This is a genomic window from Coriobacteriia bacterium (genome assembly GCA_003149935.1).
Lineage (GTDB): Bacteria > Actinomycetota > Coriobacteriia > Coriobacteriales > QAMH01 > QAMH01.
This window is the reverse complement of sequence record QAMH01000006.1, coordinates 1-24209: the sequence shown is the minus strand read 5'-3', so window position 1 is coordinate 24209 and position 24209 is coordinate 1. Positions and strand designations below refer to the sequence as shown.

Below are 24209 nucleotides of genomic sequence, written 5' to 3'. Positions count from 1 at the left end.
CAAGTAAGAGCTTCGTGGCAAAGTGGAGGTTACGATATGCCGATCGTCGAATGCATCGATGTCGAGAAGACGTACGGAAAAGGTCCTCAGGCTGTCCATGCCCTGCGCGGTATCAGCCTGTCCGTGGATGCGGGGGAATTCGTCGCCATCATGGGCGCATCGGGATCGGGCAAGTCCACCTTACTGCACATGATCGGCGGCATAGACACGCCCACTGCCGGTGTCGTGGCCGTCGATGGGACGGATGTCGCGACGCTGAATGCAACGCAATCGGCCATCTTCCGCCGCCGCAAGGTCGGGTTGATCTACCAGTTCTTCAACCTGATCCCGACGGTGAACGTGCGCAAGAACATCATCATGCCCATACTGCTTGACCGGCGTGAACCCGACCCGATGCTATTCGAGGGCATCGTCGGCACACTCGGCATAGGCAAGCTACTCGATGCCATGCCCGTCGAATTATCAGGTGGTCAACAGCAGCGCGTGGCGATTGCCCGCTCGCTCGTCTACCGGCCAGCGCTCCTGCTCGCCGACGAGCCCACGGGTAACCTCGACAAGCGAAGCTCGCGCGAGACGGTCGACCTTCTCAAGATGGCAAACCGGCAGTTCCACCAGACGACGCTCGTCATTACGCATGATGACGAAGTGGCACTCGAAGCTGATCGCATCATCACAATCGAAGATGGTCGCATCATCGCAGATGAGCGCAGGTGATCGCCATGAGGAACAACCTGACGACGGATTTCATCCGCGGTAACAAGACATCGAGCATTACGATTGCCGTCACGGTCATCATCAGCAGCTTCCTGCTCACGTTGTTGACAACGACGCTGTACAACTTCTGGATTGATGCAGCATTGCAGGCCCAGATACAGGGCGCCGATTGGCACGCGCGCATCACGGGCGAACTTGCCGCCACCGCTTCGATATACCTAGGCACGACACTTCTTGGCTGCATCGCGCTGGTGCTCATCATTCGCAACGCGTTTGCCGCGTCGATGCAGACACGCGTTCACCAGCTGGGCATCCTATCCACCGTCGGCGCGACACCCCGCCAGATACGCGGGGTGCTCATACGCGAATCACTTATGCTCAGCATAATCCCCGGTGCCGTGGGAATAGTCCTCGGCATTGGTGTGACTGCCGGCTTCATCACGCTCGTGAGGCAATACGCCCAGTCCATCGGCATCGAGCGAGACATGGCGATTGCATTTCACTTCGACCCGCTCCTCCTTCTCGCCATCGTTGCCCTCGTCCTTCTCACCGTACTCGTATCCGCAGGACTGCCAGCGCGCAAGATGGCGAAGATATCTCCTCTCCAGGCGGTTCGGGGACTTCCCGAAGACCAGCTGGACAAACAGGTGCGACGCGGTATCTGCGCACGCCTCTTCGGTATCGAAGGCGAGCTTGCAGCCGGCGCGATACGCCTGCGACGGTCTCTACTCCGCTCCACCTCCATCGCATTGGGCCTTTCGTTTGTCATCTTCATCGTGTTCTTGTCATTCATGACCGTCTCGAAGGTGGTGAACGAGCTGCATTTCTATCGCGATTACGGCGATGATCCGACCTACGTTGCCCAGACGATGGCTCAGAACGATGCTATCTGGAACGGTTACGCGCTTGTCGTCGGTGCCTTCTGCGCCATCCTGGCGCTCATCGGCATCGCTGCCGTCGTCACGCAGGCAGTGGGATTCGTGAGCCAGCGCAAACGTGAGTTCGCCCGCTATCGTTCCATCGGCATGACGCCAGGCGGTATTTACCGCATGCTCTGCGTCGAAGGTCTGCTGACGGTGATTCGCCCGCTGCTCATCGCACTCATTCCAGCCGCCGTGCTCTCCATCGCCATGGTAATTGCGGGGCGCCTGGATATTTCCACATATGCGGCGGCCTACCCCTATGCCGCAGTGGGCATATACGCACTCGTCATTTTCGCAATCGTTTTTGGAGCGTACTTGATAGGCGCGCATCGCGTGAACCAATGCGACCTCGTCACGGCCCTGCGCGATGACACGCTCGTGTGAGGATGAGCAAACGAGATTTCTCGACTCCGCTCACTGCGTTCGCTTCGCTCGAAATGACAAGTATGTGACAGGGGTCATATGTGACAGGGTCAGACCCCTGTCACATCGTGACGAGTGCTAGACTTGGGCTCGCAAGGGACCTCTTCCGACGAGCAAGGCGAACCATGAGCAAGACCGGCATCATCATCGTGAATACGGGCAGTCCCGCCGCACCAACCAGTGAGGCGGTGGCCGAATACCTACGTGCGTTTCTCTCCGACCCGCGCATATGTCCCATGAACCCGCGTCTGTGGCGTCTCATCCTGAATCGCTTCATCATCCCCAAGCGCGCCCCGGTCTCGGCTGCCAAGTACGCAACGATATGGACCGACGAGGGCGCACCGTTGGATGCGGGAATGAGGTCGCTCGCGCAGAAACTCGGGCGAGCATGCGCGCACGATGACGACATCGCTCTCATACGCCATGCCATGTGCTACTCGGCGCCCTTCGTCGAAGATACCCTGGCCGATTGCAGGGAGCATGGCTGCGACGAGGTCATCGTCATCCCGCTGTATCCCCAAAGCGCCTTCTCGACAACCATGGCGGTAAAAGACAAGGCCGACCAGGCGATCGAGGATCTCGACTGGATGCCGGCGCTACGCTTCGTGGAGAGCTACCATGACGAGCCAGCCTACGTCGCCGCGATCGCAGACTCCGTTTTCCAATCGGGATTCGACGCCGATGCGGGAGACCGTCTGCTCTTCGCGTTTCACTCGATTCCAATGACCGACATTCGCGCCGGCGACACGTACGACGAGCAGACGCGGCAAACGGCACGAAACGTTGCCGATGCCCTGGGGCTTCCCGAAAACGCCTGGCGCGTGGGCTACCAATGCCGCTTTGACAAGAGCCGCACATGGCTGGGGCCTTTCACGAGGGAGGTCCTGGGTACGCTTGCCGATGCACGGCGCCTCTTCGTGATCGCACCCAACTTCTCCGTCGACTGCCTCGAGACGACCCATGACATCCAGGACGCGTTGCGCAGCGCCTGGTTCGAAGCTGACGCAGGGCGGACGGAAGACTCGTTCGTCTACGTGCCCTGCCTCAACGACTCGCCGGCCCAGGTTGACCTGATCAGGCAGGTCGTCCTACGCGCCCTTTCTACGCCCTGCGTGCCTGCTTGAAGCGCTCGATGTCCTCGCGATACTCCGCGAGCGTCGAGTGCGGCTCCTCGATGTAGAACGGCAAGTCAGCCAGACGCGGATTGTTGGTCATGGCCGCCAGGGCATCGAAGCCGATCGTGCCCTCGCCGATGCGGGCGTGACGGTCAACGTGCGAGCCACGCACCTCCTTGCTGTCGTTGAGATGCACGGCGCATAGCTTGTCCAGGCCGACTACGCGGTCGAACTCGTCGAGCACGCCATCGAGGTCACCTACGATGTCGTAGCCGGCACCCCAGAGCGCGGCGGCATCGATGAGCACGCCCACGCGATTCTTGAGGTCGACCTGCTCGATGACCTGCGCGACTTCCTCGAAGCTACTGCACAGCTGGTGCCCCTCGCCCGCAAGCATGCAGATGAGCAACTTGCCCTGCTGGCTGGGATGCACGGTGGCGTTGATGGCGGCGGCGAACTTGGCAAGGCCCTGCATCTTGGACTCATCGAGCGCGCTACCGGGGCGCACGAGGTAGTTCTGGCCGGGAATCTCGTCGAGACGTGCCATGTCCTCGGCCATGACCGCCAGGGCGAAGTCACGCTGCTCGACCTTGCCCGAGGCGGGCTCGATGTCATAGGGCGCGTAGGCGAGCGGGCTCACGATGCCGTGTTCTTTCGCGTACTCGCGATATGCCTTCACGTCCGCCTCATCGACGGGCTTGACACTGCTGCCGCGCGGATTGCGCGAGAAGTACTGGAAGGTGTTCGCGCCCAGGCCATCCGCCTCCATCGCCATGGAGAGATAGCCCTCGCGCTTCGATAGGTGCGCTCCGATAACAAACATGACAATCATCCTCTCGATCGTTGAAGTGCCGCCAGCATGACGGCACGTGTCTACTGCAGATAAAGCTCCCTGAGTCGTTCGCGCTCGCGCTCCCCCACGCCGAGGACCGCCGCGAGGTAGGCATCCATGCCGCCGCATTCTTGCTCGACGGCCTCGAGGGCCGCGTTCAGGTAATCCATGCTTGCGTAGAAGATGGAATCGATGTCCAAGTCGACGTGCTCGAGCAGACCATGCCCGGCAAGCGCATCGAGGATCTCCTCGGCCGCGTCGCGCACGAACAGGTTGGACGCGAGATAGTCAGCGCGGATGTAGGGCATCGGGACGTCGAGCGCGTACTCGACGAGAACGCTCGCGAGTCCCGCGCGATCCTTGCCCTCGGTGCAGTGCCACAGCGTCGCACCGCCCTCGGCCGACAGAAGCGTTTCGAAGAACTCCCGGTAGGCCCGCTTGCCGTCCTCGCCAAGTAGGCAGGTGACGTACAAACCGCGGATGGTCTCGTGGGCGTTGCCGCTGAAGCGTTTGAGCGCCGCGATATCGCCTGCGATGCCGCCTTCATGCGTGATGCCGACGGCAGCCTCGGAAAAGACCGGCAGGTCGATGAAGCCAATTCCCGGCATGCGGTCTTGCGGATCGGGGGCGCCCTCGCGCTCCTTTGCCGTGCGAAAGTCCACGACGCGCGCAAGGTCATGCCCATCGCGCAGCAACTCGATGTCCTCGTCCGTGCACTTGTGCAGGTCACCGGAGCGGATGAGCCTGCCGTGGGCAACGGTCCTTCCATCGGACGTCGACAACCCGCCCAGGTCACGCGTGTTACGCGCTCCGTGCAGGCCAACGTGCCCGAAGTTCTCGAACCCGGGGGCTGCCTCGGGCAGTTCGGGGCCCGTCCGTGTCTTATCCTTCGCGTCATTCATATCAAAACTCCGCCTTTCTCATTTCATCTGCTCCTCGAGCCATCCCTTGAGAATGACCGCGTGGTTGATCTTGGGGTCGCGCGCCGCGTAGAGCAGCGTGATGGTGCCGCCCGCCTTGGCCGCATCCTTCTTGAGCTGCTGCGCACATGCGTGCGCGGCATCGCTTGCATTGAGCTCGCCAAGGTAGCGCTCCTTGAAGGCATCGAAGTTCTCGGCCTTGTGCCCGAAGGCCTTGCGCGCCGCCGTCGAGGGCGTGAGCTCCTTGGCCCAGTAGTCATATGGCAGGTCGGCCTTACGTATGCCACGCGGCCAGAGCTTGTCGACGAGCACGCGATAGCCATCGCCTGCCTCGGGTTTCTCGTAGACGCGCTTGATCTTGATATCCATGGCTGCCTCCTTGTCACAAGCCCGCCGATTTGCCTCGCATCGCTATCGGACATGTACTGGTGATTTGTCCGCCAATCAAATGCGAAACGTATTGACTTATACAGTCTAACTCAGAATAATAAGCGCATAACCGAAAACCACTAAATTTCGACCGTTCGCCAAAACTTTTATTGACAAGAATTGGCTCGAGAGGGGTGAGGACGGGATTACACGCACGAGCGTACGCGAAGTTTGCGAGAGAGGAGCTGGAATGACAATGAAGAGCCCAGAGCTTTCGAGACGAAGCTTCGTCAAGGCCGGCGGCGCACTCGCCGTGCTCGCCGCGGCAGGCGGTGCCGTTTCCACGGCAGATAACCTGTTCGGTGAGGTAGAACCAGCGCAAGCCGCAGCCGAAGACAAGATCGTCTGGAGTCAATGCAACGTGAACTGCGGAGGAAGGTGCATCTTCCAATGGCATGTAAAGGATGGCAAGATCGCCTACATGCTCACCGACGATACGGGAAACGATGACTTCCAGGCCCGCGCCTGCCTGCGCGGACGTGCGATGCGCCAGTGGATCAACCACCCCGATCGTCTGCAATACCCGATGAAGCGCACGGGACCGCGTGGAACGGGCAAGTTCGAGCGCATCAGCTGGGACGAGGCCATCGACACGATCGCGGACAAGCTCAAGTACACGATCGAGACCTACGGCAACGACTCGATCTACATCAACTACGCCACCGGCATGTATTCGGCGACGGGACGCACCACCGAGCGCCTGATGAACTGCCTGGGTGGCTACCTCCCCATGTACGGCGACTACTCGACCGGCATGCACCAGTACGTGATGCCCTTCATGTACGGCGTGGGCGTCTCGCCCTATGAGAACGTGAGCGCCTCGTCGGTTGACCAAGCCGGCAAGGCCGACCTCGTCTTGATGTTCGGCAACTCGCCGGCGGACAATCGCATGGGCGGTGCCAACGTGGTCTGGGACTACGCGCGCGTGCGCGAGGAAGGCCCCGAGATCATTCACATTGACTACCGCTACAACGAGACGGCCGCTGGTCATCCCGAGGAATGGTTGCCCATTCGCACGGGCACGGATGCGGCGCTCGTCGCCGGCGTTGCCCACGAGCTCATCGAGAAGGGCTGGGTCAACCTCGACTTCCTGCACAGATATTGCCAGGGCTACGACGAGGAGACCATGCCCGCGTCGGCCAAGGGTCAGAACAAGTCGTACTACGACTACATCATGGGCACCGGCTACGACAAGGTCGAGAAGACGCCCGAGTGGGCCGCGCAGATCACGCTCGTCCCCGCCAAGACCATCCGCGAGCTCGCCCGCAAGCTCCACGAGGCCAATAGCGTCTACGTCGTGCAGGGCTGGGGACTGCAACGTCACAGCAATGGCGAGTCGGCCACGCGCGCGGTGTGCATGCTCGCGCTGCTCACCGGCAACCTCGGCCGCGAGGGCACGAACTCCGGCATGCGCGAGGCCGAGCCGCCGGGAGCACCCGTCGGGTCCATCCCGTCTTCCGACGACGACCCCAATGGCGTACCCGAGAACATGGTCAACGCCAAGATATCGTGCTATTCGTGGCTCAAGTGCATCGCCGAAGGCTCGGACTTCCAAAAGGAACTCGACGCAGCCGACGAGCTCGCGCTCTTCATGGGCGCGCAGGACCCCGAGGCAGCCGCCGCGGCCGCCAAGATCGAGGCACCCAAGAACGGCATCAAGTTCCTCTGGAACTACGCCGGCAACTGCATCACCAACCAGCACGGTGACGTCAACCGCGTCTTCGAGACGCTCTCCGACGAGAAGAAGTGTGAGTTCATCGTCGTGTGCGACACCTTCATGACGGACTCGGCCAAGTACGCCGACATACTGCTTCCCGACGCCATGCGCGCCGAGCAGCTCAACATGTCGACCAATGGCTACTCCGAGTACTACTGGGGCGTCACCGTCGGCGGCCCGGCACAGGAGCCTCCCTTCGAGTGCCGCCCCATCTACGACGTGCACGCCGAAATCGCCGATCGCTTTGGCGTGAAGGACAAGTTCACGGCCGGAAAGACCCAGGACGAATGGATCCGCTCCATCTACGAGGAGGGAGCGGCCGAAGATCCCGAGATGCCCTCTTGGGACCAGATCCTCGAGCAGGGCGTGTGGAAGCGCGAGCTGCCCACGGCCATCGCCTTCGAGAAGAACGTCACCGACCCAGTGGGTAATCCCTGGAAGACGCCCTCGGGCAAGATAGAGATCTACTCCGAGGTGCTCGAGAAGATCGCGAGCGAGCGCGAGCTGTCGGAAGGGCAGGTCATCTCCCCCATTCCCATCTTCGACCCGGGCGTGGAAGGCTATGGCGCGGTCACGAGCGAGTATCCGCTCTACATGTCCGGCTGGCATGACAAGGCGCGCACCCATTCCTCGTTCGGCGCGCTCGAGGTGCTGCGCGACTACAACCGCCATCGCCTGTGGATCAATCCCATCGACGCCGAGCCACGCAAGATCAACGATGGCGACATGGTGCGCGTCAAGAGCCCGGCCGGCGAGGTGCAGGTCGAGGCGCATGTCACGTCGCGCATCGTCCCGAGCGTCATCGCCATGCCCCAGGGCTTCTGGCACGAGGCCAACATGGAGGGCGACAAGCTCGATACCGGCGGGTGCATCAACACGCTCACCACCTACACGCCCTCGCCCCTCGCCCACGGCAACGGACCCAGCAATTCAATCATCGCCGAAGTGCGGAAAGTTTAGAGGTGAATCATGGCTCAATACGGATTCTTCTACGACAACACGCGCTGCACGGGATGCAAGACCTGTGTGATGGCGTGCAAGGACTACTACGACTCCCCGCTCGACATCGCGCGACGCAAGGTGTACGACGTCGAGGGCGGGCAATGGAAGGGCGAGCAGAACGGCGCCTACGAGACGGACAACTTCCTCTACCACCTCTCCATCGGCTGCCAGCACTGCGATAACCCGGCTTGCGTGGACGTCTGCCCCACGACCGCCATGCACAAGGATCCCAAGGACGGCATCGTCAAGGTGGACACCACCAAGTGCATGGGATGCGGCTACTGCGTCATGGCCTGCCCATACAACTCGCCGCAAATCGACCACGAGAGCGGTCATGCCGTCAAATGCGAGGCGTGCTGGGAGCGCCTGGATGCGGGCAAGACACCCGTGTGCGTGAGTGCCTGTCCGCTGCGCGCGCTCGACAGCGGCCCCATCGAGGAACTCAAGGCCAAGTACGGTGACGTGCGGCAGATCTACCCGCTGGTGAACCCGTCGATGACGCAGCCCAACTTCATCATCAAGCCATCACCGGCATCCGAGCTCCCGTACGTCGAGTCCGGATACGTTTCGAACCCAGAGGAGGTCTAGCTCATGGATGCGGTAATCAAGGAACTTCCATTGGCGCTGTTCACGACGCTTGCCTCGGTGGGCATCGGTGCCTTCGTCGCAATGTTCTGCGCTATCTACATCAACAAGTCCATGGGAGCCGGCAGCATCAAGCGGCTCGACAAGCTGACGGTCGTGCCGATCGTCTTCTGCGTGGTCGCCCTCATCTGCGCGTTCTTCCACCTGGGCGACCCGATGCACGCGTTCAACATCGTCAACACGATCGGCGCCTCGCCCATGACCAACGAGATCGTGGCGTTCTGCGTGTTTCTCGTGCTCGCCCTCGTCTACTGGCTCGTCGCGCTTGCGGGCAAGCTGGAAAAGCACGGACCGCGCGTCGTGTTCTCGGGCGTGGTGGCGCTCTTCGGCCTCATCTCCTGCATCATGATGGGCCTCGCCTATGCGTTGCCCGCCATCCCCATCTGGAATAGCCCCTGGGGAACCGTGCAGGTGCTCGGCGCGATGCTCCTCGGCGGTGCGTTGTTGGGTGGTGCGATACTCAACATGTCGGTCAGGGACACGCCGCTTGAGGGCGAAGCCGACGGCAGGATCAGGCTGCTTGCCATGCTCGGTGGCCTCGTGCTCGTCATTGGTACGGCCGTGCTGTTCGGTATGGGAGCAAGCGCAAAGAGCGCAATGATCGACGTTGCCGCCAACACCGGCACGCTCATCGTCCCACTCGCGCTCACGATCGCGTTTTCGATCGTCGCCGTCGCCACGGCGTTTCTTGGCAAGGGTGCCAAGCGCACCGGCTGGCTCACGTGCGGAACCATCATCGCGCTCGTCGCCATCTTCCTCGCGCGTGGTATCTTCTACGGCGTGCAGATAGGCATTGGCCTGTAGCAAACGCACATGGGGACGGGACTGTGCAAACGGCCTTGTCCCCATGGAGCGTGGCAACGGGCTGGTCTGCATTCAAACCGGCCCTAGCATGTGAGCGATCCGAGAAAACGAGGCGGCAGCATGACCGAACAACAGACGATCGACGAGGAGACGCTTGCGGGCATTGCCTTTGCAGGCAGAACGCTCGGTCCCTTCTTCAGATACGACCCTCTGCTCGACCGCGAGAAGGTGGAGGCACTGTACGTCGCCTTGGCGCGATCGGACGCCGCCGTGTTGTGCGAGGAATGGCCCTTCGTGACACCCGACGAGGCAAGCGGTCCCATCGCCGATATGGTCAGGGGCGCCAAACGCTTCGAGGACGAACTCGCCGTGGACAACGAGTCGCTGGCCGCCACGTCATCGCTTGCCGACGAGTACCGGCGTCTCTTCGTCGGTCCGGCAAAGAAGGCTGCCCCGCCCTGGGGGTCGGTATACACCGACCGCGACCAGGTCATCTTCGGCTTCTCGACACTCGAACTACGCGAATGGCTACGAAAGAACGGGATACAGGTCCGCCGAGGCGAATCAGAGGAACCCGAGGACCACATCGGGACGATGCTCGAGCTCATGGCCTGGCTCGCGGATAACCGACCGGAGCTGCTCGGAGATTACCTGCAGCATCACCTGCTCACCTGGGCGCCGCATTTCCTCGCACTCATGCAAGACGCGACCACGAGCGACTTCTTCGACGGGCTCGCCGCGCTCACTCGCTTGACGTTGCTCGGCATCCAGGACGCGCTCTCCCTCGACGTCATCGAACCGCGGTTTTACCGATAGGGATTTCTCGACTGCGCTCACTGCGTTCGCTCCGCTCGAAATGACAGGGGGGGGGCGTTCGCTCCGCTCGAAATGACAGGGGGGGGCGAAAATGCCTCCCGTTTGTCATTCCGACCGGAGGGACCGAAGGTCCCGCAGCGGAGGAATCTCGCCATTATGCTCGAAACGACAGGGGTCATCATCACGAATTGATGTACGCCTCGACGTCGGTCTTGAAGTAGCCCTCGGGAACGTTCTCGCGGATGAAGTCGATGAAGTCCTGCGCCGAGCGGGTGAGCACGTGCTCCTTGCTCCATGCAAGCGAGACGGGATACCACATGGGTGCCGTGTTGACGGTGAACCGCAGTATCTCGGGGTCATCGCGATAGCGGTTATAGATGCACTCGGGGACCGTCCCCCAACCCAGGCCGGCCTTCACGCTCTCGACCATGGCCTCATGCGTGTCGAAGCAGGCGATCATGTTGTGATCTTGCAGCGATAGACCATAGCGCTCCCGAAAATGGCGGTTGCCGACCATGTGACGACCCGAATCCCACTCGTAGATGATCATGGGCCAGTCGAGCAAGGTCTCGACGGGAATCGGCTGCGTGGTGCGGTTGTAGGGCGCGGCGTTGGGACAGATGAAGATGAGCTTCTTGTAGCCCAGCACCTCGAGCTCGAGACCAGGCTCCTCGGGCTGGTTCTCGAGCATGGCAAAGTCGAGCTTGCCGGCCTTGAGCTGCTCCACCAGTTGCGGCTCGTAGCCCGCTTCCAGATGCACGCGCGCATCGGGCACCTTTCTCTGGAAACCGGCGACGAGACGGGGTAGCAGGGCGACACCATCGTTGATGCACATCCCGACGTCAAGCGTCGCGTCGAAGCGCTCGTCGATCGCCGCCAGTTGGGACGCCAGGACACGCTCGAGACTCGCGGCGTTGCGCGCGAAGGTCGTGACGAGCTCTCCCGCCTTGGTGGGCACGATTCCCGTGGAGGTGCGGTCGTAGAGCTTGCGTCCCACGCGCTTCTCGAAGCTCGTTATTCTCTGGGATAGACCCGGTCGTGACATGAATAGCTGGTCAGCTGCCTGAGAGAGGCTTTTGGCTTCCGAGAGCACAATGAGCAGTTCGATGTCTTCGAAAAGCATGTCAACCTCCCGGCTTGGCAAATGCCTTTTTGGCAGGGTATTTGAAATAGCGCACTAGATACATATTAAACACAAAAATCGCCATCCCTGTCTAGGCCGCCCGACCCATTCGATGCAGCGTTCCTTTATAACCGCTGTAAGGATTCGTTACATGAAAGCATGAGTTTCCATCTCCCTTTCAAAACCTCAACACCCAAATCCGCAAATACGTCAGTTAGCAAAATCTAACCCTCGTATATTTGCCTTGCAATAGCCTTATGCGGACACTGGACGCTCCCCCAATAATCGCCTGACCTCCTCTTCCGTCGGCGAATCCCCAAGTCCGATGCCCGCATTAAGGCAATGGCAAACGTGAGGGATTGAAGTAAGAGAGGGAGGTACGTATGGACAAGCAGGGCATCATAGATGCGAGCAAGAAGCGTCGCGAAGGCGAGCGCATCTTCTACACCTCGTGTCCGGCAAATGGCTGCTGGGATTCGGCTTGCGTTCTGAAATGCCATATGAAGGATGGCAAGATCTTCGCAATCGAACCCGATGACTCCATCAACAAGAACGACAGCCGCGAGGACAAGGCGTGGGAGGAACTGCTCAAGGGCAACATCCAGGCACGTCCGTGCGCTATGGGCCATTCCTGGAAGAAGGAGCTCTACGGCGAGACGCGTCTTCTGCACCCCATGAAGCGCGTCGGGGAAAAGGGTCCGGGCAAGGGATACTTCGTACCCATCAGCTGGGACGAGGCGCTGGACACCATCGCCGACAAGATGAAGGAGATCAAAGCCGAATATGGCCCCTATGGCATCTTCCATTCGCAGTATCCGAGCTTCGAGAAGAACGGCTTTCCGCTGGCACCTTGGTGGGAAGCTGGCTTTGGTGCTTGGGGAGAGCACTCCACCTCGGGACATGCAGCCGGCGAGATGCTGCACCTGGGCGTCGATCTGACCAAGGTCACGCGTGGCCTGCAAAACTCGATTCCGGGCTTCGAGGCTCCGGACATCTTCTATTCCAAGCTCCTCATCCTGTGGGGCATGGATCCGGTCGTGGCGTGGTACGGGCAGACGTCCTACTACATGAAGCTCGCGCACGAGTACGGCATCAAGACCATCATCATCGATCCGCGCTACACGCAGTCGGCAGAGCTCATCGCTGACCAGTGGATTCCCATCCGCCCCGGCACTGACCTGGCCATGATGCTCGCCATCGCGCAGGTGCTCTTCGAGGAGGACATGCTCGACCACGAGTTCATCGAGAAGTGGGTCGACAAGGAAGGCCTCGACGAGTGGCGTGCCTACGTCATGGGCGAAGGCGAAGACGGTATCAAGAAGACCCCCGAGTGGGCCGCCCCCATCTGCGCGGTTCCCGCCGAGACCATCCGCGAGCTCGCACGCCTCTATGGCACGTCGCAGCCGGTGCACCTGCAGTACTTCTACAGCTGCGCCAAGCGCCACATGGGCGATTACAGCGCGTCGGCTTCCATGATCCTGCAGGCCATGACCGGCAACATCGCCATTCACGGTGGCTGCGAGTCCGGTGCGTGCCTGCCCACGCCGGGACGCATCCCCACCCCCACCGCTGACTGGCATCGCAATCCGGGTGACTACAAGGTTCCGGTGCTCTTCAACAACAACTGCCTCACCGAGATCCTGGCGCGTCAGAAGGACTATTGGGAGGGCCGCATCACCGAAAGCGAGTTCCGTCACCTCATCGGCTCGCCTACCAACGACAGCCCCCTGCCCAACATCCAGATGATCATCTTCGAGAACAACTACGCCAACAATCACTCGAACGTGAACAAACGCTTCAAGGGCATGGCCGACACGAAGTTCAACTGGGGCTTCCAGTGGCACATGAACCAGCCCACCGCCGAGCTGTGCGACATCATCCTGCCGGCTCCCGTGTGGCAGTTCGAGGGCATGGACGAGTACATGTACGGCCACCAGCGCTTCGTCAGCGGCCCCAACGGCATGCGCAACTACTTCACCTTCTGCGCACGTGGCGCGGAGTTCCCCGGTGAGGTCCGCTCCAAGGAATGGGTCTGGACCCAGATCGCCAAGCGCCTGGGCGACGAGGTCGTCGAGGGCTACAACCCCCGCATGAAGGACGTGGAGTGGGAAGACTGGGTCGACGAGCAGGAGAAGGTCTACAAGGAGGCCGTCGAGAAGTGGATCGACGATGGCTATCTCATCGCCCTCGGGAAAGAGGAGATCCAGACCTGGGAGGACTTCAACGCCAGCCCGGTCGTTCGCACCGAGATCGACGAGCCCTACTACCCCTTCAAGTCGGCCATGGACGCCGGCGAGAGCCCCTTCTACACGCCGACGGGCAAGATCGAGCCCTATTCCCGCTTCGTCGAGACCCACGACATGACCGAGTCGCGCTGGCGCGGCCAGATCGAGCCCATGCCGGTGTGGAGCCCCAGCTATGTGGAGGGCGACATCGGATCTGCCAGTAACGACGGCTTCTACAACCCCAAGGTCAAGAAGTATCCGCTTTCCGTCGTCACGCCCGTCTCCGTCTACCGTCAGCATTCGAGCAACGACAACAACCCCTTCATGCGCGAGGATGTCTACCGTCATGGCGTGTGGATCTCGGGCGTGGATGCCCAGGCCCGCGGCATCAAGGACGGCGACCTGTGCCGCGTCTACTCCGACCGTGGCGAGGCAATCCTGCCGGCCTACGTCACCAACCGCTGCATGCCCGGCACCGCGGCCGTCCACCACGGCTCCTGGTACCAGACCAACGGCGAGGACGCCGAGATGAACGCCTTTGGCCAGGACATGCGCGGCACGCCCAACATCTTGCTCGATGACGGTCACCTGCCCCACATCCTGGGCGCGCTCATCATCGCCGGACTGTGCGAGGTCGAGAAGGTGGCCGACGGCGATGCCGAAGGATACGGCACCGAAGCCGCCCGTGGCGGCATGCGCGGCGCGAAGGTCGCTATCGGCGTACGCGAGAAGCTCGCCCAGGCCGACAAGGCCCATGAGGTCGCGTTCATGAGCGCCGAGGCCCAAGCTCAGCTCAACGCCGCGGCATCCAATCCCACGACTCCCGGCGAGTACGCCTAGCGGAAGCCTGGAAAGGAGGAAAGAAAATGACCCAATACGGATTTATGTTCGACATGAACCGCTGCTACGCCTGCCAGGCATGCAGCATCGCCTGCAAGGACTGGAACGACATCGAGCCGGGCGCCGAGAAGTGGATGACCGTCTACGAATGGGAGAAGGGAACCTTCCCCAACATCCGCCTGAACGCCCTGGCCTTCCCGTGCGCCCATTGCGAGGACCCGTCTTGCATGAAGGTGTGCCCCAACGGCGCCATCTACAAGGAAGACGAGTTCGGCGCGGTCCTGGTGGACCAGGACAAGTGCGAGGGCTGCCGCAAGTGCTACGAGGCATGCCCCTATGGATCGCCCAAGTTCGCGAGCGACGAGCAGGGCGCCAAGATGAGCAAGTGCACCATGTGCGTCGATCGTCTTGCCGAGGGCATGCAGCCCGCCTGCACCGCGAGCTGCCCGCTACGCGCCTTTGACTTTGGCCCGCTCGACGAACTCATCGAGAAGTACGGTGACGTGCGCCAGTGTGAGGGCATGCCCGCTCCGGACGCGACCAAACCCGCTTTCATCATTTGGAACCCACGCGAGAAGACGCCGCTCATCCCCTATGACGTGGATGAGGCCATCAGGCTCAACCAGCAGCGTGGCGACCTGGGGACGATGTTCGAGAGCGAGGAGGACCTCACGACCTTCGATGAGGGAACGATTCGCCGTGACGAGCTTGTCATGAAGCACGCGAACAACGCCGAGCTGATGCGCGCGACGCGCAACGACATGGCGTAAAGCTTCCCCGGCACCTCACCTTGGCGTTTGCTTCGGGCGCTGCACGGCACGCTAGGGCCGCTTAGCCCGAAGCGCACGCCAATCTGGGGCACCGGTAAAGCTTTCGAAGCTTTGTTTTAGGAGAAACCTGAGGAGGATATGTAATGGAATGGATTGGAGTTATAGGCATCGTCGTGGGCTTGGTGTTCTTCGTCGTTGCAGCCATGAGGGGCTGGAACGTGCTGATCACCTCGATCGTGACTGCCATCGTTATCGCGCTCACCAATGGCATGGACATCATGAGCTCCATGGTGGGCACCGAAACGTCGTACGTCACCGGCTTGGCCGGATTCTTGAGGGGTAACCTGATCATCTTCATGGGCGGCGCCATCATGGGCGAGTTCATGGACAAGTCGGGTGCCGCGAAATCCATCGCGCAGGCAATCATGAACAAGGTGGGAACCAAGAGCCCCTACATGGTGCTTCTCGGCATCTCGCTCATCGGCGCGCTGCTCACCTATGCGGGCATCTCGATGTTCGTCGCCATGTTCGCGCTCATCCCGCTGGCACGTCCGATGTTCCGCGAGTGCGACATCCCCTGGCCGCTGTTCTGCGCAGCTTGGACGCTGGGTACCTGCTCGTTCACCATGGCGATGATCCCGGGTGTACCGGCTATCGCCTGGATCAACGCGGCCAACGGCTGCGGCGTATCGCTCACGGCCGCTCCCATCATGGGCATCGTGGGCTCCATCATCGCCATCGTGATCAGCTGCCTGATCATCAAGTTCTCGCTCAAGCGCGCTCAGGCTCGTGGTGAGCACTTCGTGGCAACCGAGGACGACATCGAGGTCGAGGAGGACAAGAACATCCCCAACCTGTTCCTGTCGCTGCTGCCGCTCATCCTGCTCATCGCCACCATCATCGGCCTATCCGCGACGGGCATGAAGAACGTCGTCTACATCGGCATGCTTGTCGGCATCATCGCCTCGATCGCCTGCTTCTTCAAGTTCGTGCCGAGCGTCAAGGATTCCCTCGGCGCAGGCGCCGTTGCCGGTGTTGGCCCTGCGGTCTTCACCTCCGCCGCTGTCGGCGTCGGCACCGTTGCCGCCGCATCCATCGGCTTCTCGGTCATCTACGAGGCCATCTTCAACATGCCCGGCGGCACCTACGTGTCCGCCGCCACCATGGCCGCTGCTCTCGGTGGCATCATGGGTTCCGGCTCGGGTGCCGTGGGCATCATCGCCCAGAACTTCCTGCAGCCCTACCTGGCCACGGGCGTCGATCCCGCCGCGCTCGCGAAGATCATCGCGACTTCTGCCACCATCGGTGGTGCGCTGCCTAACTCGGGCGCCATGTTCGGCATGCTCTCAGCCATGAAGCTCACGCACAAGAATTCCTACAAGTACATCGCCGCCATCTCCATCGGCGCCGGTCTGTGCGCATTGATCGTCATGATCATCATGGCCAACCTGGGCATCGTGTAGTCCCTCCTTTTCCAGTCGGCGCCTCGCATGCACGGGGCGCCGACACCCCCTTCTTTCGAAGAACCATCAGGCATAACCCGACCGATTCGACAGAGGTGTCGCCATGGATTCCAGTTCGCAAGGTCCCAAGGGCAAGGCCGTCACCGACGTGAAGGCGCCCGCCCAGGGCAGGGCTCCCGCAAAGGGACGCTCGGTCACGAGCCAAGTATCGCTTTTCGAAAGGGTGCCCGATTGGGCGCGTCTTTCCTGGCCGGATATCGCGGCCATCCTCTCCGGAGTGGTCTCGAGCCTCTCCAAGCTCATGGGCGGCGGCATCGTCGCCTTCTACGCGGGCTGCCAGCTCGGCGGCGTTACCGTCGCCATCACGTTCGCGCTTTCCTTTGCGCTCACGTATTTCGTCGGCAAGATCTGCTTTCGCGAGGGCCTTCCCAACAACGTCGTCTCCCGCTACTACATCTTTGGCAAGAACGGCTCCGCCGTCGGCTCGCTCATCTGGATATTCGTCTTGGTGGGCGTTTTGGCCGTGGGCACCGTGCAGTTGGGTAACGCCATCCTGTTCGCCTTTGGATGGGAGGGTGAATTCGCCCGCTGGGCGCTCTTCATCGGCATCTCGTGCGTCTGGGTGCTCATGGCGCTGTTCGGCACCAAGGTCATCGCCCGCATGAACGCCGTGTTCGTCGTCGCGCTCTTCTGCGTCATGGGCTATGTGGTCTACCTCATCGCCGCTGACGGCCAACTCGTCGATGCCGCAACCCACGGTATCATGATTCCCGGAGTGGAGCCCCTGGAGGGCTTTGCCTACTCCGTCAACTACGCCATCATGACAAGCGGCTTGCTCGCTTTGTTCGCGGCGGACTTCACGCGCTTCGCCAAGAAGGAGCGCGATCTCGTGCCCATCTCCCTTACGGGCAGCATATTTGCCATCGTCACGTACATTTTCGGCGCGCTCATCGTCTACTATGGCTTCGAGCAGTCGTTCGCGTATTTCAGCGCCCAGGGCATGGACGCGACGCTGGCCGCCAACGCGGCGGTCACCAATCCCGGCGTCTCGCTCGTACTCGCCTCTGGTGGCATCGGCCTTGCCATCATCTGCCTGTCGCAGATGAAGGTGGAGACCTCCAACTCGATCGGCGGCGCCAATGCTGTCTCCAACCTCTTCGACTCGCTCTTTGGTAGAAAACTCGCCTGGCCCGTGGCCGTCATCATCGCCAACGCCATTGGCCTTGCCTTCATATTGGGAAACATCCTCGACCAGGTCAACGCCTTCATGAGCTACGGATCGATTCTCACGAGCTCGTGGTGCATCCTGCTCATCACCGACTATTACATCGTACGCGGCAAGATGGGCATCGGAGCGCAGAGCATCGACTTGGGCGCCCGGGAGCGTACGGTCAACTGGCGCGGTGTGGGAACGCTCATCGTCGTCTCGGTCGTGGCGAGCGTGCTGTATGCCACGAGCATCCTGCAGATACCGTTCTTGCTGGTGGCGCCCGCATCCATGGTCATCTACATCCTGGTGAGCTGGCTTCTGCGCGACAAGGTGCGCTCGGGCAAGATCGCGTGAGAAGCGCTGCCAAGGATCGGCGGTCACTGACCGTCAGGTGCCAGGGATAGCGGTCAGTGACCGCATGCTTTGGCAATTGGGACGAAACGGGTCTCTTTTGCGGTCACGGAGCTGGCATCCTTGGCAGGCTGGCTCGAAAGGCGGTCACGCAGCGGCTATCTTGGGCAGGAGCACCCGCTGACATTCGCGACAGGTCAGCAGGTAGTAGATGCCGAGCAACACAACGGTACCGCCGATGACCGCCGCCACGATCACCGCATAGGACGAGCTTCCCAGCACCAGGGCGAGAAAGCCTACGAGCGCCAGCCCGAAGCAATCGTGCACCATGGCGAACGCGAACGGTACCGCGAAGTAGACGCCCACCTGGGTTCGTATGGCGCCCCGCATTATCTTGGGATCGCAGCCGAGGTCGGCGAGCAGCGCGAAGCGTCCGGCGCTATCGACCGCGTCGGCGAGCTGCTGCAATGCGAGCACCGCGGCAGCCGCCACGAGAAACGTGATGCCGTAGAAGATCCCGACGTAGCCGATGGGTGCCAATGCCGCGGCGTTGTCGATGCCCGCGGGTCCTCGCATTCCCACGCTGAAGGCCAGTCCGGCCACCATCATGCACGTGGCCACGGCGATGAGGACGCAGGTGCAGGCCATGGCGTTCGAGCTCGACGAGACGCGGCTCTCGACCTGACGGATGACGAAGAAGCGTAGACCCGAGAGATAGCGGACGGGTTTGCGTCGGGCACGGGATGGCCAGCTGGTGGCGACCCAGCGAAACAGGACGGCGGTGGCGAGCACGGCAAGGACACCCAGCGGCAGTATCCAGACGACGAAGAAGATGGGCTGCAGGATGCACGATCCCCACACGACGGCCAGCACGACAAAGGCGAAGGCAAGCTTCAGGGCCGCTGGCAGGCGCCGGATGCCCTTGGGGCTATCGGGAGTCGAATTCGCGCGCAGCAGCTCTATGAGCGGTCGCCTGCCCACGTCGCGAATGCCGAGGAGCGTGGCCAGGGCCATGATCGAGAGAAAGCAGCCCGCGGTCCAGCAAAGGGCATCGGACGAAAAGGTGAAGACGAGCTTGTACGGAACGTCGAAGACAAAAGCGGCGACAAAGCCGGAGAGCGGCGATATCACGACCGCCACCAGCATGCCGATGACCAGGGCGACAAGGCCGACGACGCACCCCTCGTAGGCGAGGATGCGCGCAATGGACGACGCGGGCATGCCCAGGATCTCGTAGAGCGCAAACTCGCGGGAGCGGCGACGCAGGATGAAGCGGTTCGCGTAGACGATGAGGAATGCGAAGACGATGACGGAGAACACCGAGAACGCCTGCATGACGCCGTTGGCTGAATCGTACACGCCCCTTTGCTGTTCGCTCAGGTCCAGGGCAAGGAGATAGTCGGTCGATGCCGTGAACGAGTACAGAAGACACGCGGCAAAGGCCAAGGTCATGAAGTAGACCGAGTAATCCCCGAATGAGCGCTTGATATTCCCGATGGCGATCTTCGCGTGCATGCCACTCCCTTCCGAGTCATGCCCATCCTAAGAGCTGAGAAGAGGAGCTACCATCGGGTCGCCTTACCGCACGCGAACACTTTCGTAAGGTTCGTATTGACGAAGGCCGGATGAGAGATCTGCATGGAACAAGCTTCTCGACAAAGGCCCTACCCTACGCAGGCGGCGATGATGCGGGCGGCTTCGCGAGCCGATTCGACGTCCAGCCCGCCGTACTGGATGGCAAAACGCGCATCATCGTGAGGTGATTGCGGAGCGAGTGCATAATCGTCCATGGGCGAAAGGCGTACTCCCCGATCGAGCGCGGCGGCGGTGATTCGGCCCTCGTCGGCATCCTCGATGGAAAGCACGAAATGCAGCCCCGAGTCGGCCTGTTCGACATGCACGCGGCGCGATGGGGCGAGCCGCATCATTTCGTCCACGAAGGCATCGCGCACGTCGCGCTGCGCCTTGCGGTAGCGGTTCACATGACGCTCGTAATCGCCCGCCTCGATCATGCGCGCGAGCGCGATCTGATCGATGACACTCACGGTGTTCGCGTAGAAGCCGACACGCTCGTCCCACGCCTCGGCCAGTTCGGGCGGCAAAACCATGAAGGCCATGCGAAGCGCCGGGCCCAGGCTCTTGGAAAACGTGTTGGTGTATATGACGTGACCTGCCACGTCAATGGATGCAAGGCTTGCCACCGGACGGCCCGCCAGTCGGAACGGCGCATCGTAGTCGTCCTCGACGATGTAGCGCTCCTTAGCCTCGCTCGCCCACGCGAGCAGCTCGTAGCGACGGCTTATGCTTGTCACGATGCCGGTCGGGAACTGATGCGATGGCATGATGTGAACGAGGCTTGCATCACTTGCCCGAAGGCCCTCCATGGACATGCCTTCGTCATCGAGCCCGATGGGGCACACGGGCAATCCCGCCGACTCGTAGATTTGCGCCAGGCGCGGATAGCCGGGGTTCTCGAGCGCCACCGAGCCCCTGGGCCGCAGGAGCTGCACGAGTGCGGCATCGAGGAGCTGCGAGCCGGCACCGACGACGATGCGTTCGGGATCGGCTTCGAGGCCCCGCGTCTCGCGGAGTCTGCGCGCGATTGCGCGGCGCAGACGCAAGGTGCCCTTGGGAGGTTGGGGGCCGTAAAGCTCCTCGTCGGATTCGACCGACAGGACACGTCGCAGGGCCCTTCCCCACACGCGCGAGACCATGGCGGGATCGACATCGACACGCGAGAGGTCGAAAACAGGAGCGCACGATGAGACACATCGGACAGGTACATCTGTCTCATCCGGTTTTGCAAATGAGACAGATGTACCTGTCCGATGTGTCTCATCGTCGCCAATCATCGAGAACGAGAGCTCCGAGACGTAGTATCCGCTGCGGGGCTTCGTATAGCAGTAACCCTCCGTCACCAGTTGGGCGTAGGCGTTCTCCACGGTGATGAGACTCACGCCGAGATGCTGGGCAAACGCGCGCTTGGAAGGCAGCTTCTCGTGGGGTGCAAGCGTGCCGGCCTCGATATCGCGTCTAATCGAACGATAGACGAATTCGTAGAGGCTCAGTTCCCCACGGCTCTCCAAATCGTAATCCAGCATCAGCACCTCCGTGGTGGGACAAGCGACTGAGGCAATGAGACAGATGTACCTGTCCAATGTGTCTCGTTCTCTGAGCATAATCTGGTCATATCAATTTCGCAAGATATGGATATACAAACATATCCAGATTATGTCTAGGATTCGAGCGTCAATACTCAAATCGACGGACGCGGAGGCGGGACATGGCAGAGACGACGAGGGAAGAACGCGCAAAGCTCAACCGAGAGCTCGCGCAGATGCTCAAGGGCGGTGTCATCATGGACGTGACCACCCCCGACCAGGCACGCATCGCCGAGGAGGCGGGTGCGTGCGCGGTCATGGCCCTCGAGCGCATCCCGGCAGACATACGCGCGGCAGGTGGCGTGAGCCGCATGAGCGATCCGGCGATGATCCGCGGCATCCAGCAGGCCGTGAGCATCCCCGTCATGGCAAAGTGCCGCATCGGCCACTTCGTCGAGGCCCAGGTGCTCGAGGCCATCGAGATAGACTACATCGACGAGTCCGAGGTGCTAAGCCCCGCCGATGACATCTACCATATCGACAAGACGACGTTTTCCGTGCCGTTCGTATGCGGTGCACGCAACCTGGGCGAGGCGCTGCGCCGCATCGCCGAGGGCGCGTCGATGATCCGCACCAAGGGCGAGCCCGGCACCGGTGACGTCGTGCAGGCGGTAAGCCACATGCGCCTTATCAACGGCGAGATCCGCGCGGTGGGCGCCCTGCGCGAAGACGAACTCTTCGAGGAGGCAAAACGCCTGGAGGTCCCCATCGACTTGCTGCGCTACGTCCACGAACACGGCAAACTGCCCGTCGTCAACTTCGCTGCCGGCGGCGTGGCGACACCGGCCGACGCGGCGCTCATGATGCAGCTCGGCGCCGAGGGCGTCTTCGTGGGAAGCGGCATCTTCAAGAGCGGCAACCCCGCCGAGCGCGCCCGTGCCATCGTCGGCGCCGTGACGCGCTACGAGGATCCGGAATACATCGCGCACGTCTCGGAAAACCTCGGCGAGGCCATGGTCGGCATCAACAAGGACGAGATCGAGTTGCTCATGGCCGAACGAGGTATCTAGTGACCACGGCGATCCTGTCATTGCAAGGCGCGTTCGCCGAACATGCCGCGATGCTCGACGAGCTTGGCGAGCCGTGGTTCGAGCTACGCTGCCTGCGCAACATGAGCCGCGGTTTCGACAGGCTCATCCTACCCGGCGGGGAGACGACGACGCAGGGATATCTGCTGCGTGAGGAGGGCATGCTCACGTCGCTTCACAAGCTGATCGACGAGGGGATGCCCGTGCTCGGCACCTGTGCGGGCCTCATCCTGCTCGCCGAGCACGTCATCGATGCGCATGCCGAGGGCCGCGCGGTCAGGCCCGAGTGCCATCTGGGAACCATGCGCGTCACGGTCGAGCGAAACGCCTACGGCCGCCAGCTCGCGAGCTTTCACGCGACGGACGAATTTGCCGGCATCGGAGCGGTGCCGATGACCTTCATACGGGCACCGCGCATCGTCGAAGTACGCGAGGGCGCAGTCGAGCTCGCACGTGTCAACGGTGATATCGTCGCCGCGCGCGACGGAAACCAGGTCGGCGTCGCGTTCCATCCCGAACTCGACGATGACCCGCGCATCCACGAGATGTTCCTCGCCCTGTAAAAGGCATGCGATTTGATCGACCTTCTCTCAGCGGCTGGTTTGCGCGGGGAGGTCAGGGTATCATTGCGACAATCGTATTCGGTTCATCTCTGTCAAAGTTTGGAGACACCCATGGATGCATGCGAAGTGCAGCTCACGAGCGGCAGCTCCTCGTTCCAGGAACTCGTCGATGATATGGCGAAGGACTCCTACTGGATTCGCTTCTTCTGCCGGCCTTGCTGTCCCGCTCCGGACCTTGAGGGCGCAATCAAGATGCTTGACAAGCTTGCTGCCGAGGCAAGCTCGAACGAGGCCTTTGACGACGGGCAAAAGCAGCGCATCATCGCGCTCATCGAAGAGCGCAAGACATGGTATCCCAACTCGGGGCTCTGCAGACACTAGATGTGCCAGTTCACGACGCACCTGTCCTTATGATTAGCTACGAAACAAGCGCCCTGCTCATGATCGACATGCAAAACGGGTTCATCGACCCGTCTTCATCACTGTGCGTCGCCGGAGCACGGGCCACGATACCCGCCTGCGCTCATGCGCTTGCCACGGCGCGCAGCCGCGGCATGGCAATCTATCACGTGCGCCGTGCATACGCCTTTGATGGCTCCGATGTCGAGCCCGTGCGCCGTCGCATCTGGCTAGCCGGTGGGCGGCCCTTATGCCGCGAGGGCTCTGACCCCCGCAGCATTGAGGCTCCCGACGAGCTCGCGCCCCATGAAGGCGAATGCATCGTTTGCAAGCCGCGCTTCTCCGCCTTCTTCGACACGCAACTCGATGCGATGCTGCGCGATCGCGACATCGACACCGTCGTGCTCGCCGGCACCACCACACCCAACTGCATCCGGACGACCTGCTATGACGCGCTCTCGCTCGGCTACAACGTCGTCGTACTCGAGGATGCCACCTCATCACGCACTCCCGCGGTGCAGAAAGCCAACATCGACGACATGGCGTACATCGGCACCACCATCATGAACTGCGACGAATTTGCCGCCGGAGCGCTTTTGCAGGTCGAGGATCTGACAGATTAGGGCGTGACGGCGGCGACGGGGAGGGGATAGGGGGGGGGCGAGACACATTGGACAGGTACATCTGTCTCATTGGGGTTCATGAGACAGATGTACCTGTCCAATGTGTCTCGCCC

21 protein-coding genes are annotated in these 24209 nt (G+C 61.6%); 15 read left to right on the top strand and 6 right to left on the bottom strand.

The window, feature by feature from the left end:
- The first annotated feature begins 36 nt into the window (after window positions 1-36).
- The 3 genes from DBY20_02725 (at window position 37) to hemH (ending at window position 3184) form a co-directional block, all read left to right on the top strand.
- Window positions 37-714, top strand: a complete 678-nt coding sequence (locus tag DBY20_02725) for a peptide ABC transporter ATP-binding protein (protein PWL78817.1) — start codon at window positions 37-39, stop codon at window positions 712-714.
- Window positions 711-2021, top strand: a complete 1311-nt coding sequence (locus DBY20_02720) for a hypothetical protein (GenBank protein ID PWL78816.1) — start codon at window positions 711-713, stop codon at window positions 2019-2021. The genes DBY20_02725 and DBY20_02720 overlap by 4 nt, the downstream gene beginning before the upstream one ends.
- A 164-nt stretch (window positions 2022-2185) precedes the next feature.
- Window positions 2186-3184, top strand: coding sequence for a ferrochelatase (gene hemH, locus DBY20_02715; protein ID PWL78815.1), 999 nt, complete (start codon window positions 2186-2188; stop codon window positions 3182-3184).
- On the opposite strand, the gene DBY20_02710 is transcribed toward hemH, so the two are convergent.
- From DBY20_02710 to DBY20_02700, 3 genes are read right to left on the bottom strand one after another with little or no spacing between them, the layout of a single operon-like run.
- Window positions 3162-3998 carry an endonuclease IV gene (locus DBY20_02710; protein ID PWL79396.1) on the bottom strand — a complete coding sequence of 279 codons (837 nt, stop codon included), beginning with the start codon at window positions 3996-3998 and terminating at the stop codon, window positions 3162-3164. The two genes, hemH and DBY20_02710, sit on opposite strands and share 23 nt — an antisense overlap.
- A gap of 50 nt (window positions 3999-4048) precedes the next feature.
- Entirely contained in the window at window positions 4049-4909 is an 861-nt protein-coding gene (locus DBY20_02705) for a protein-tyrosine-phosphatase (protein PWL78814.1), read from the bottom strand.
- A gap of 18 nt (window positions 4910-4927) precedes the next feature.
- Entirely contained in the window at window positions 4928-5296 is a 369-nt protein-coding gene (locus DBY20_02700; protein ID PWL78813.1) for a DUF488 domain-containing protein, read from the bottom strand.
- A 250-nt stretch (window positions 5297-5546) separates the two neighbouring features.
- Between DBY20_02700 and DBY20_02695 the strand changes: the two genes are divergently transcribed.
- The 4 genes from DBY20_02695 (at window position 5547) to DBY20_02680 (ending at window position 10340) form a co-directional block, all read left to right on the top strand.
- The gene (locus tag DBY20_02695) at window positions 5547-8033 is read left to right on the top strand and encodes a dimethyl sulfoxide reductase subunit A (protein PWL78812.1); all 2487 of its coding nucleotides are present in this window, start codon (window positions 5547-5549) and stop codon (window positions 8031-8033) included.
- A gap of 9 nt (window positions 8034-8042) precedes the next feature.
- Window positions 8043-8663: a dimethylsulfoxide reductase, chain B gene (gene dmsB, locus DBY20_02690; protein PWL78811.1), complete on the top strand. Its 621-nt coding sequence runs from the start codon at window positions 8043-8045 to the stop codon at window positions 8661-8663.
- 3 nt (window positions 8664-8666) lie between these two features.
- Complete coding sequence (locus DBY20_02685; GenBank protein PWL78810.1) at window positions 8667-9524, top strand: hypothetical protein; 858 nt, start codon at window positions 8667-8669, stop codon at window positions 9522-9524.
- A 120-nt stretch (window positions 9525-9644) separates the two neighbouring features.
- The gene (locus tag DBY20_02680; protein ID PWL78809.1) at window positions 9645-10340 is read left to right on the top strand and encodes a Tat proofreading chaperone DmsD; all 696 of its coding nucleotides are present in this window, start codon (window positions 9645-9647) and stop codon (window positions 10338-10340) included.
- Window positions 10341-10521: 181 nt separating this feature from the next.
- On the opposite strand, the gene DBY20_02675 is transcribed toward DBY20_02680, so the two are convergent.
- On the bottom strand, window positions 10522-11463 hold the full coding sequence (locus DBY20_02675) for a hypothetical protein (protein PWL78808.1): 942 nt from the start codon (window positions 11461-11463) through the stop codon (window positions 10522-10524).
- A 383-nt stretch (window positions 11464-11846) separates the two neighbouring features.
- Here DBY20_02675 and DBY20_02670 point away from each other — a divergent pair, with 383 nt between their 5' ends.
- The 4 genes from DBY20_02670 to DBY20_02655 all read left to right on the top strand — a co-directional run bounded on the left by DBY20_02670 (window position 11847) and on the right by DBY20_02655 (window position 18325).
- The gene (locus DBY20_02670; protein PWL78807.1) at window positions 11847-14528 is read left to right on the top strand and encodes a dehydrogenase; all 2682 of its coding nucleotides are present in this window, start codon (window positions 11847-11849) and stop codon (window positions 14526-14528) included.
- A gap of 26 nt (window positions 14529-14554) precedes the next feature.
- Entirely contained in the window at window positions 14555-15298 is a 744-nt protein-coding gene (locus DBY20_02665) for an oxidoreductase (GenBank protein ID PWL78806.1), read from the top strand.
- 143 nt (window positions 15299-15441) lie between these two features.
- Window positions 15442-16761: a hypothetical protein gene (locus DBY20_02660; GenBank protein ID PWL78805.1), complete on the top strand. Its 1320-nt coding sequence runs from the start codon at window positions 15442-15444 to the stop codon at window positions 16759-16761.
- 103 nt (window positions 16762-16864) lie between these two features.
- Window positions 16865-18325 (top strand): cytosine/purine permease NCS1 family protein, encoded by a 1461-nt coding sequence (locus tag DBY20_02655; protein ID PWL78804.1) that lies wholly within the window; start codon window positions 16865-16867, stop codon window positions 18323-18325.
- A 144-nt stretch (window positions 18326-18469) separates the two neighbouring features.
- On the opposite strand, the gene DBY20_02650 is transcribed toward DBY20_02655, so the two are convergent.
- Both DBY20_02650 and DBY20_02645 read right to left on the bottom strand, forming a co-directional pair.
- The gene (locus DBY20_02650) at window positions 18470-19837 is read right to left on the bottom strand and encodes a hypothetical protein (protein PWL78803.1); all 1368 of its coding nucleotides are present in this window, start codon (window positions 19835-19837) and stop codon (window positions 18470-18472) included.
- Between the two features lie 149 nt (window positions 19838-19986).
- Window positions 19987-21423, bottom strand: a complete 1437-nt coding sequence (locus DBY20_02645) for a PLP-dependent aminotransferase family protein (protein ID PWL79395.1) — start codon at window positions 21421-21423, stop codon at window positions 19987-19989.
- 182 nt (window positions 21424-21605) lie between these two features.
- Here DBY20_02645 and DBY20_02640 point away from each other — a divergent pair, with 182 nt between their 5' ends.
- The 4 genes from DBY20_02640 (at window position 21606) to DBY20_02625 (ending at window position 24096) form a co-directional block, all read left to right on the top strand.
- Entirely contained in the window at window positions 21606-22493 is an 888-nt protein-coding gene (locus tag DBY20_02640; GenBank protein PWL78802.1) for a pyridoxal 5'-phosphate synthase lyase subunit PdxS, read from the top strand.
- Between the two features lie 50 nt (window positions 22494-22543).
- A complete protein-coding gene (locus tag DBY20_02635; protein ID PWL79394.1) occupies window positions 22544-23074 on the top strand; it encodes a pyridoxal 5'-phosphate synthase glutaminase subunit PdxT in 531 nt (176 codons plus the stop codon).
- A gap of 111 nt (window positions 23075-23185) precedes the next feature.
- Window positions 23186-23455 carry a hypothetical protein gene (locus DBY20_02630; GenBank protein ID PWL78801.1) on the top strand — a complete coding sequence of 90 codons (270 nt, stop codon included), beginning with the start codon at window positions 23186-23188 and terminating at the stop codon, window positions 23453-23455.
- 29 nt (window positions 23456-23484) lie between these two features.
- Complete coding sequence (locus DBY20_02625; protein PWL78800.1) at window positions 23485-24096, top strand: isochorismatase; 612 nt, start codon at window positions 23485-23487, stop codon at window positions 24094-24096.
- Window positions 24097-24209 lie beyond the last annotated feature (113 nt).

What these genes read in the sequence shown, in the direction of transcription:
- DBY20_02685 (PWL78810.1), top strand. Translation starts at nt 8,667, where the DNA reads ATGGATGCGGTAATCAAGGAACTTCCATTGGCGCTGTTCACGACGCTT.
- DBY20_02655 (PWL78804.1), top strand. Translation starts at nt 16,865, where the DNA reads ATGGATTCCAGTTCGCAAGGTCCCAAGGGCAAGGCCGTCACCGACGTG.
- DBY20_02665 (PWL78806.1), top strand. Translation starts at nt 14,555, where the DNA reads ATGACCCAATACGGATTTATGTTCGACATGAACCGCTGCTACGCCTGC.
- DBY20_02650 (PWL78803.1), bottom strand. Translation starts at nt 19,837, where the DNA reads ATGCACGCGAAGATCGCCATCGGGAATATCAAGCGCTCATTCGGGGAT.
- DBY20_02725 (PWL78817.1), top strand. Translation starts at nt 37, where the DNA reads ATGCCGATCGTCGAATGCATCGATGTCGAGAAGACGTACGGAAAAGGT.
- DBY20_02680 (PWL78809.1), top strand. Translation starts at nt 9,645, where the DNA reads ATGACCGAACAACAGACGATCGACGAGGAGACGCTTGCGGGCATTGCC.
- DBY20_02695 (PWL78812.1), top strand. Translation starts at nt 5,547, where the DNA reads ATGACAATGAAGAGCCCAGAGCTTTCGAGACGAAGCTTCGTCAAGGCC.
- DBY20_02670 (PWL78807.1), top strand. Translation starts at nt 11,847, where the DNA reads ATGGACAAGCAGGGCATCATAGATGCGAGCAAGAAGCGTCGCGAAGGC.
- dmsB (PWL78811.1), top strand. Translation starts at nt 8,043, where the DNA reads ATGGCTCAATACGGATTCTTCTACGACAACACGCGCTGCACGGGATGC.
- DBY20_02640 (PWL78802.1), top strand. Translation starts at nt 21,606, where the DNA reads ATGGCAGAGACGACGAGGGAAGAACGCGCAAAGCTCAACCGAGAGCTC.
- DBY20_02660 (PWL78805.1), top strand. Translation starts at nt 15,442, where the DNA reads ATGGAATGGATTGGAGTTATAGGCATCGTCGTGGGCTTGGTGTTCTTC.
- DBY20_02625 (PWL78800.1), top strand. Translation starts at nt 23,485, where the DNA reads ATGATTAGCTACGAAACAAGCGCCCTGCTCATGATCGACATGCAAAAC.
- DBY20_02710 (PWL79396.1), bottom strand. Translation starts at nt 3,998, where the DNA reads ATGTTTGTTATCGGAGCGCACCTATCGAAGCGCGAGGGCTATCTCTCC.
- DBY20_02705 (PWL78814.1), bottom strand. Translation starts at nt 4,909, where the DNA reads ATGAATGACGCGAAGGATAAGACACGGACGGGCCCCGAACTGCCCGAG.
- DBY20_02675 (PWL78808.1), bottom strand. Translation starts at nt 11,463, where the DNA reads ATGCTTTTCGAAGACATCGAACTGCTCATTGTGCTCTCGGAAGCCAAA.
- DBY20_02700 (PWL78813.1), bottom strand. Translation starts at nt 5,296, where the DNA reads ATGGATATCAAGATCAAGCGCGTCTACGAGAAACCCGAGGCAGGCGAT.
- DBY20_02630 (PWL78801.1), top strand. Translation starts at nt 23,186, where the DNA reads ATGGATGCATGCGAAGTGCAGCTCACGAGCGGCAGCTCCTCGTTCCAG.
- DBY20_02635 (PWL79394.1), top strand. Translation starts at nt 22,544, where the DNA reads ATGCTCGACGAGCTTGGCGAGCCGTGGTTCGAGCTACGCTGCCTGCGC.
- hemH (PWL78815.1), top strand. Translation starts at nt 2,186, where the DNA reads ATGAGCAAGACCGGCATCATCATCGTGAATACGGGCAGTCCCGCCGCA.
- DBY20_02645 (PWL79395.1), bottom strand. Translation starts at nt 21,423, where the DNA reads ATGCTGGATTACGATTTGGAGAGCCGTGGGGAACTGAGCCTCTACGAA.